Origin of the sequence: Massilia sp. CT11-108, assembly GCF_047302915.1 — a bacterium.
In the GTDB taxonomy this organism is placed as follows: domain Bacteria; phylum Pseudomonadota; class Gammaproteobacteria; order Burkholderiales; family Burkholderiaceae_D; genus Telluria; species Telluria orientalis.
Genome location: NZ_JBKYMO010000246.1, coordinates 1 through 8,362 on the forward strand (window position 1 = coordinate 1; position 8,362 = coordinate 8,362).

The 8,362-nt window shown below is 65.3% G+C and carries 8 protein-coding genes; 4 read left to right on the forward strand and 4 right to left on the reverse strand.

Annotated features, from left to right (window positions below; all coding sequences use genetic code 11):
• The first annotated feature begins 109 nt into the window (after positions 1 to 109).
• The 4 genes from ACEN88_RS18845 to ACEN88_RS18860 all read left to right on the forward strand — a co-directional run bounded on the left by ACEN88_RS18845 (position 110) and on the right by ACEN88_RS18860 (position 3,539).
• Positions 110 to 634, forward strand: coding sequence for an aminotransferase class I/II-fold pyridoxal phosphate-dependent enzyme (locus ACEN88_RS18845; protein WP_413341967.1), 525 nt, complete (start codon positions 110 to 112; stop codon positions 632 to 634).
• Positions 631 to 1,509 carry a cobalamin-binding protein gene (locus ACEN88_RS18850; protein ID WP_413341969.1) on the forward strand — a complete coding sequence of 293 codons (879 nt, stop codon included), beginning with the start codon at positions 631 to 633 and terminating at the stop codon, positions 1,507 to 1,509. The genes ACEN88_RS18845 and ACEN88_RS18850 overlap by 4 nt, the downstream gene beginning before the upstream one ends.
• Positions 1,506 to 2,963 carry a cobyric acid synthase gene (locus tag ACEN88_RS18855; RefSeq protein WP_413341971.1) on the forward strand — a complete coding sequence of 486 codons (1,458 nt, stop codon included), beginning with the start codon at positions 1,506 to 1,508 and terminating at the stop codon, positions 2,961 to 2,963. Before ACEN88_RS18850 ends, ACEN88_RS18855 begins: the two co-directional genes overlap by 4 nt.
• A 174-nt stretch (positions 2,964 to 3,137) precedes the next feature.
• Positions 3,138 to 3,539 carry a DUF2061 domain-containing protein gene (locus ACEN88_RS18860; RefSeq protein WP_413341973.1) on the forward strand — a complete coding sequence of 134 codons (402 nt, stop codon included), beginning with the start codon at positions 3,138 to 3,140 and terminating at the stop codon, positions 3,537 to 3,539.
• A 3-nt stretch (positions 3,540 to 3,542) separates the two neighbouring features.
• On the opposite strand, the gene ACEN88_RS18865 is transcribed toward ACEN88_RS18860, so the two are convergent.
• From ACEN88_RS18865 to ACEN88_RS18880, 4 genes are all read right to left on the reverse strand, one after another.
• Complete coding sequence (locus ACEN88_RS18865) at positions 3,543 to 4,754, reverse strand: glycoside hydrolase family 5 protein (RefSeq protein ID WP_413341974.1); 1,212 nt, start codon at positions 4,752 to 4,754, stop codon at positions 3,543 to 3,545.
• Between the two features lie 38 nt (positions 4,755 to 4,792).
• Positions 4,793 to 6,835 (reverse strand): beta-galactosidase, encoded by a 2,043-nt coding sequence (locus ACEN88_RS18870; protein ID WP_413341976.1) that lies wholly within the window; start codon positions 6,833 to 6,835, stop codon positions 4,793 to 4,795.
• A gap of 100 nt (positions 6,836 to 6,935) precedes the next feature.
• Positions 6,936 to 8,036: a helix-turn-helix domain-containing protein gene (locus ACEN88_RS18875; protein WP_413341978.1), complete on the reverse strand. Its 1,101-nt coding sequence runs from the start codon at positions 8,034 to 8,036 to the stop codon at positions 6,936 to 6,938.
• Positions 8,037 to 8,136: 100 nt separating this feature from the next.
• The coding region (locus tag ACEN88_RS18880) for a hypothetical protein (RefSeq protein WP_413341980.1) at positions 8,137 to 8,362 on the reverse strand (226 nt) is incomplete at its 5' end.

The following is an 8,362-nucleotide window of genomic DNA, read 5'->3' on the forward strand; positions in this document are numbered from 1 at the left end:
AACAGACAGATCCAGGCCTTGCCGCGCCTGCGCGCCGAACTGGCCGGGCCGGCGCGCGTGACGGTGTCCGCGCCCTCGTATGCGGAACACGCGCATCACTGGGGCCGTCATGGCCACGTCATGCATCAGGTGGCGTACGACGCGCTCGACGACGCGGTGGACGGCAGCGACGTGGTCGTCGTCATCAACCCGAACAATCCGACCGAGCGCAGCACAATCAGACCCAAGGGGCCGGGCCGGACTACGGCTCGGCTTCGTCGGTGCGGATACGACCCTGCTGACGGCGCTGGACGACCTGCTCGGGCCATGGGCCGTCAGCGGCCCGGCGCAGGAGATCGCGATCGCGGCCTTGCGCGACCACGGCTGGCAACAGGCCACGCAAACGCGCCTCGCACGCGACGGCGCGCGCATGCACGCGCTGCTTGCACACTACGGCATCGACGCCCACGGCACCCCGCTGTTCCATTGGTGGGCGGAGCCGCGCGCCGAGGCTTTTCATGAACACATGGCGCGGCGCGCGATCTGGGTACGGCTGTTCCCGGGCGCGGCGCGCGGCATCCGCGTCGGCCTGCCGGGGAACGAATCCGCATGGCGGCGCATCGAACAAGCACTCCGGGAATGGAACGACACATGAAACGATCGATCATCGCAGCCGCGCTCCTGTGCGCGGCCAGCCTGCAGGCGCAGGCCGCCGTCAGCGTCAGGGACGACGCCGGCGCCACCGTCACCGTCGCGAAACCGGCCCAGCGCGTGATCTCGCTGGCGCCGCACGTCACCGAGCTGCTGTTCGCGGCGGGCGGCGGCAGCCATGTCGTGGGCGTCGTCTCGTACAGCGACTTTCCCGAGGAAGCGAAGAAGATCCAGCAGATCGGCTCGAACCGCGAAGTCGACCTGGAACGCATCATGGCCTTGAAACCCGACCTGGTCGTCGTCTGGCGCCACGGCAGTTCCGAGCGCCAGATCGAAATGGTGCAGAAGCTCGGCATCCCGATGTTCCACAGCGAGCCGCAGAAGCTGGAAGACATCGCGGACAACGTGCAGAAGCTCGGCCAGCTGATGGGCACCGACGCCGTCGCCGGCCCTGCGGCAGCAAGCCTGCGCGGCAGGATCGCCGACCTGCGCGCCCGGTATGCGAAGCGCCCCGTCGTGCGCAGTTTTTACCAGGTGTGGGACAAGCCGCTGTACACGCTGAACGGCCGCCACATCGTCAGCGACGCGCTGCGCCTGTGCGGCGGCGAGAACATCTTCGACAAGCTGCCCGTGACGGCGCCCGTCGTGTCGATCGAAGCCGTGCTGCAGGAGAATCCGGAAGCGATCTTCGCCACCGCGGAAAAGAACTACGGCGGCGTGAGCCTCTGGAAGCCCTACGGGACACTCACCGCCGTCCGCAACAACAACCTGTTCACCATCGACGGCAACCTGCTCAACCGCTCCGGCCCGCGCATGATCGCCGGTGCCGCGCAGCTGTGCGAAAAGCTCGAACTGGCGCGCAGCCATCGCCCGAAATGACCCGCTTCCCGTATCCAACCCTGATGGTGCAAGGCACGACGTCGGACGCCGGCAAGAGCACGCTCGTCGCCGCGCTGTGCCGGCTGCTGGTGCGGCGCGGCGTGCGCGTGGCGCCGTTCAAGCCGCAGAACATGGCCCTGAACAGCGCCGTCACGAGCGACGGCGGCGAGATCGGCCGCGCACAGGCGCTGCAGGCCGTCGCCGCGGGACTCGAACCGCACACGGACATGAACCCGGTGCTGCTGAAACCATCGAGCGACACGGGTGCGCAAGTCGTCATCCACGGCCGCGTGCGCGCCGAGATGAATGCGCGCGACTACCACCAGTACAAGACGGTGGCGATGCAGGCCGTGCTGGAATCGCATGCGCGGCTGCGTGCGCAATACGACGCCGTGATCGTGGAAGGCGCCGGCAGCCCGGCCGAGATCAACCTGCGCGACCGCGACATCGCCAACATGGGGTTCGCAGAGGCGGTCGACTGCCCGGTGATCCTCGTCGCGGACATCGACCGCGGCGGCGTGTTCGCCCACATCGTCGGCACGCTGGCCTGCCTGTCGGACAGCGAACGCGCGCGCATCAAGGGCTTCGTCATCAACCGCTTCCGCGGCGACATCAAGCTGCTCGAGCCGGGCCTGGACTGGCTGGAAGAACAGACGGGCAAGCCGGTGCTGGCCGTGCTGCCTTATCTGCACGGGCTGTATCTCGATGCGGAAGACGCCGTGCAGGCCGTGGCGCCCGGGACCGGCGCGTTCCGCGTGGTCGTGCCCAGCTATCCGCGCATGAGCAACCACACGGATTTCGATGCGCTGCGCGTCCATCCCGACGTCGACCTGCGCTTCGTGCGCGAAGGCGAGCCGGTGCCGGACGCGGACCTCATCATCCTCCCCGGCAGCAAGAACACGCGCGGCGACCTGGCCTGGCTGCACGCGCAGGGCTGGCCGGAGCGCATCCGCCGCCACCTGCGCTATGGCGGCAGGGTGATCGGCATCTGCGGCGGCTTCCAGATGCTGGGATCCTGCGTCGACGATCCGCACGGCGTGGAAGGCGCGGCCGGCCACTCGAAAGGCCTCGGCCTGCTGGGCCTGGGCACGACGCTGACGCGCCAGAAGCGCCTCGCGCAGGTGACGGGCCGCTGCGTGTTCGCGCCCGATGCGCTGGAGGCGGCGGTTACCGGCTACGAGATCCACATGGGCGTGTCGACGGGCGACGCGTTGGCGCGGCCCGCGTTCGAGATCGACGGCCGCCCGGAAGGTGCGTGCTCGGACGACGGCCAGGTGCTGGGCACCTATCTGCACGGGCTGTTCGACCATGCCGATGCGTGCGCGGCGCTGCTGCGCTGGGCGGGGCTGCACAGCGCGCATGTCGTCGACACGGCCGCGCTGCGGGAGGCGAGCCTGGACCGGATCGCGGATGCGGCGGCGCCGCTCCTCGACCGGCTGCTGGCGCTCGCCTAGCCGCCGTGCCCGGCGCCGACATCGGGTAAATCTGCAGGCCGAGCGACAGGTCCGTCACGGGGTCTCTTCGATGGTCGATAAAGCCATCCTATCGCCGGCTTTACATCATCCGATTGGCCCGCTCAAATGAGAGTCGATATCATTTGAGCGAGCTGGACGATAAAGGAGTATCTCATGGCAGCGGCACGCAAAGGCAGTCAGGTCATCACGCACATGGCGATCGGTTTCGCGATCGCCTATGCGTTCACGGGGTCGATCGCGCTCGGCGGACTCGCCGTGCTGGTCGAACCCGTGCTGAACGTGCTGCTGCTGCCGTTCCACGAACGGGCGTGGGCGCGCCGCGTGCATGCGGCCAGCGGGCGGCGCCGCTACCTGCTGGCCAGCCTCGAAAAGATCAGCCAGGCCACGATGCACGGTGGCGTGGCGTTCGGCGTCCTGTACCTGGCCACCGGGTCGGTGGCCTTCGGCGGCATGGCGGCGCTGCTCGAACCGGTCTGCAACGTGATCCTGATGCCGCTGCACGACCGGTTGTGGGACAACGCGATCGGCCGCGGCGTCAGTACGTCCCCGACTTGACAATCACTCCCCGGACGCACCCTCGCGCAGCGCGTCGAGCGTCTGCCGGTCGAAGACCGTACCGTTCTGCCGGTCGAACAGGCCGAAGCTGTTCCGACCGAGATCGCCCGTGTCCCAGTAAAACGGGATCATGCCGTTCTTCAGGGCGGTCTTGACGACGTACTTGTGATAGTAGGCGCGGCTGGCGAGGTGCCGCTTGAGATCGTCGCCCGTCAGTTGCGAGCGGCGGATCGCGCCGAATTCGCCGAGGAGGACGGGGATGCCCTTGTCCACGAACTGCGCTTTCATGCGGCCGAACAGGTCGTCGACCAGTGCCTCCTCGCCCGCGGTCGCATTGTGGGCGGTGTCGGTCCTGGAGTGATACGCCGCGCCCCAGTAATAGGCTTGCTTGCCCCACGCTTCGTCCTTCGTCATGAGGGCGAAGTTGAACGGGGTATAGAAGTGGACTTCCGCCATCAGGCGGCCGGGGACGGTATCGGTCGGCATGGCCGTCATCAGCTTGTTGGTCTTCTCGATGTCGGTGCCTGGCCCCTGGACCACCAGCACGCGGTAGGCGTTGCGGCCGCCGGTCGAGCGCACGGCATCGACGAAGGTCTGGTGGTACGACGCCAGGATGGCCATCTGGCCGGCGTCCTTGACGTCCGGTTCGTTGGCGCTGGCGAAGAGCACGCGGCCATCGAAGTCGCGCAGCAGCGTGGCGATCTGTTCCCAGTACGCCTTCTGTTTCGCGTTGACGGCGGCCTGCCTGTCGGCCGTGAAGTTCTCCTGGAGCCAGCCGCCGTCCCAGTGGATGTTCACCAGCACGACCATGTCGTTGTCGACGCAGTACTGCACCACCTGCTTCACACGGGCCAGCCAGGTGTCGCTGATCTTGCCCGTCCTCGGGTCGGCATACTGGTCCCACGCCACGGGGAGGCGGATGGCATCGAAGCCGCTCTGCCTGACCAGCCGGATCAGGCTGTTGCTGACGAGCGGATTGCCCCAGTTGGTCTCGCCGCCGATGGCTTCCATCGTATTCCCGACGTTCCAGCCCAGGCGCATCCTGCCCGCCATCTGCACCGCGTCGTCGCGCATGCCCGACATGTCGGCGGGCAGCGGGTTCGAATTGTAGCTGGGGTAGTGTACCGGTACCGGCGCAGGTGTCCGGGCGCGCAGCGCGGCGAGCGCCAACCCCAGCACCAGCAGCGCGGCGCAGGCAAGACCGATCTTCTTCATGAAACGATTCATTCCGTCTTCCCGAACATGGTCGGCGCTTATTTGCGCAGCAGCTCCGCGCCGAAGGGCTCGAGCCGCAGCGTGCCGTCCCACGCGCGGCCACCGAGCACGCCGGTGGCAGTACCGTCGAACTTCACGTCCTGCGGTTGCGTCGTCGTGTTGACGTACAGCGTGCGGCCATCGACCTCGCGGGCATAGACGCCTTCCGGTGTCGCGGGGCCTGGCTTGATGCCAAGTTCGCCGTACAGGCTGCGGTACAACGCCTGCATGACGGGGCGCTGCGCGGCCGTGGCGACGTAGATCGCCCTGCCTTTGCCGTAGCGGTTTTCGGTGATCGCGGGCGGCGCATCCGGCACGTTCGTCAGGCGCGCGACGACCTTCGCGGTGGACGGCTCCAGCACTTCGTAGAACTTCGTCGTCGTCTTCACGGTCTTGCCGTCGAAGCCGACGTCGAGCGGCGCGTCGGCGTTGTAGTACTCGCTGGTGCGCAGGCCGAACACGTCGCTGAGGCGGCCCGGCAACGGCGTGTCGAACACCTGGCCCGTCTCGCTGACCTTCGCCGAGAACGCCGTCATCACGACCGTGCCGCCGTCCTGGACGTAGCGGCGCAGCGCGTCGGCACTCGCCTTGTCCATCACGAGGTCGGCCGCCACCACGACCATCTTGTAGCGCCGCAGGTCGTCATGGCCCACGTGGATGACGGCCGTGTCGATGTTGTCGTTGAAGACGGGCGCGAACGCATTGTGGAGCTGGTCCATGTACGGGATCGTGAAGTACTGGCGCATCGTGTTCGACGGACCCGGCGGCGTGGAGGCATTACGGCTGTCGAACGAGTACGCGAACGCGACCTGCGGTTCCGTGTGGCGCGGGAAGCCCAGCGCCTGCAGCGTCTTGAACTCGCGCGCGATCGTGCCGAATTCCCACAGCTTCCACGACGGCTTGCTGTCATGATCGAGAAGACCCATTATCATCTGTTCCTCGCCGCCGAGGTGGGAATTGTAGGTCCACGCCATCACGGATTGGGCGCCGAGCAGCAGGCCGAAGTGAGCCCACATCCGCGAGCGCCCTTTGGTCCCGTAGTAGCCGCCGCCGCCCGCCGTGAACTCGTTGAACCAGATGGGCGTGTCCAGGCCAGCCTTCATCATCAATGCTTCAAAGCCGGACCCGACCGGCTCGCCCGGATAAAAGCCCATCGCACCGTAATGCGCGTACTGGCGATACGTCGACAGATAGTCGAAGCCCTTGCGCCCGGCGCTGTCCCACAGGTTCGAGATCGCCGGCTTGTCCGGCGCATACTTCACGCGGACGGCTTCGAGGTCCTTCAGCACGGCGATCGTGTTGTCGGACCAGAAGCGGCGCAGGTCGAGGTTGCGCTCGGCCGGGCCGGGACCGTCCGCATACGGCAGTTCCACTTCGTCCCACGACGACAGGTGGCGCGACCAGCGCTGGGTCGCCCACGCCTGGTTCAGCGCATCCAGCGTACCGTATTTTCGTTTGAGCCAGGCGACGAAGCGGGTCCGGTCGGCCTTCGAATACGACATGAACGTGTTGCCGATCTCGTTGTCGAAGCCGATCGCGATCACGGCCGGATGCTTGCCGTAGCGCTGCGTCAGCTTCTCGGCCAGACGGACGGCGTGACGGCGGTAATCCGGGTCGCTGATGTCGAGCATGTAGCGCTCGGCCGGTTGCACGGTCGCGCCCTGTGCATTCACGAGGTTCACGCCGGGGTATTTGCGATGCAGCCACAGGGGCGCAGGCGTGCCGGGAATATCCACGATCACCTTGATGCCGTTCGCCTGCATCGCGTCGACGATGCGGTCGAATTCCTCGAATTTGAACTTGCCGTCTTCGGGTTCGAAGTAATCCCAGGACAGGTCGCCCATCCGGACGACGTTGAACCCGGCCTTCTTCATCAGGGCGATGTCGCGCTGGATCTGGTCGGGTGTGCGGTCGACGGGCTGGTAGCACGTCCCGACGAACAGTTGTCCCGGGCCGGGCCAGCCCACGGGGGCGGCGAGCGGGAGCGAGGCAGGCCCGGCCAGCGTGGCCAGAGCGAAGGCGATCTTTGCAATGAGTTTCATTTTGGATCTTTGAAGGTTTCTCGACCACAAAAGAATAAAGGTGCCCGGCGGCGCCTCGCTAACGCCAATGCGGAAGATTTAGCAAAAAATGCAGGATTTGTTATGAGTCGTGCTGCTCCTGCTGCGCGGCGCTCGCCACGCTCTTGAAAACCTTGGGCGTGCAGCCGTATTCTTCCTTGAACAGCTTGTTGAAATACGAGACGTTGGCGTAACCGACGGAGTAGGCGACCTCGGCCACGGTCACGGCGGGCGCCTCGGTGAGCAGCCGGGCCGATTCCGTCAGCCGCAGTTTTTTCAGGTAGGCCGTGAACGTCATGCCGAGTTCCGCCTTCAGTACTTCATTGACCTTGTTGCGGTTGGCGCCCGTTCCCGCGACGACGCGGTCCAGGTCCAGGTCGGGATTCGTGTAATTCGTCGCGATGAAACGCAGGACGGCCGCTTTTTCCTTGTCCTTGAACGGTTCGAGCGTCAGCTGCCGATAGGCGACGAGCGGCAAATCCTTCCTGAGCTTGCTGTCCAGGCTGGCCGCCAGTTCGCGCGCATGGGCCCGGAAAAACCAGAACGCGAACGCGCACCAACTGCCCACGAGGACGATCGCCAGCGCGACGAGATAGCGATAATCGCGACCATGCAACGTCACATGACTGATTTCCACGCGGCTGTCGCGGTCGCGCGGGGTCTGCTGGCTGACACCGAAGACGAATTTCGCCACCTGGTTCAGTTGATAAGACTGGTGCGACAGGTCGAGATGCATCCTGTCGTACCACCACTGGGGAATGGTCAGCCGCGTCAGGTCCAGCGATACGGGCGTACCCCGCTCATTGCAGGAGAAAAACGTGAGCGGCGACGGGTAGGTCAGGTAGTCGCCCGGCTTCGAGATGGCCGCGTCGAATGTCGGCAGGGCGAATATGAGGGCATTCATCGGATTGCATTTGGCCGTGAACGTGATGGTGTCGAATCTCGACAAATCCACCGGCACGGCATTGCCCTCGCCGTCCTCGAACAACATGTCGGCCGAGACGAACGGATACGTCGTCGCCCGCGTGAGCCGGAAGTCGAAACGAAGCGATCGCTGGGCGGTCTCGATGACGCGTATGGTCGAGGTACCGCCCTCCGGCGCGTCCGTCTTCGTGACCGGGCGCCAGTACAGGCCCCCGCCTCCCGGCGGCATCAGCGCGGCGGATGGGTAACTTTGGTACACGCACAGGCAGGCGATCAAAGCGTCCGCGACCAGCAACAAAAGGAGCGCATAAAGCGCTTTTTTATAGAAATTTTGCATCTTGGCTACATCGGGTGTCTCGTCAAGGAAGCTTAACGCCACCAGGCTTCAATATCGTATCAACGCTGCAGTTTTTTCTATGACGATGCGAAAATTTTCGTTTGCGAGGCTGAATTTGATATCCATTGTGGACAGCTGAAATGCAAAAAAGCCCGCTCAGTATCAACTGAACGGGCTTCTGCATATAACTAGCCTGACGATAACCTACTTTCACACTGGTTGCAGCACTATCATCGGCGCAGAGTCTT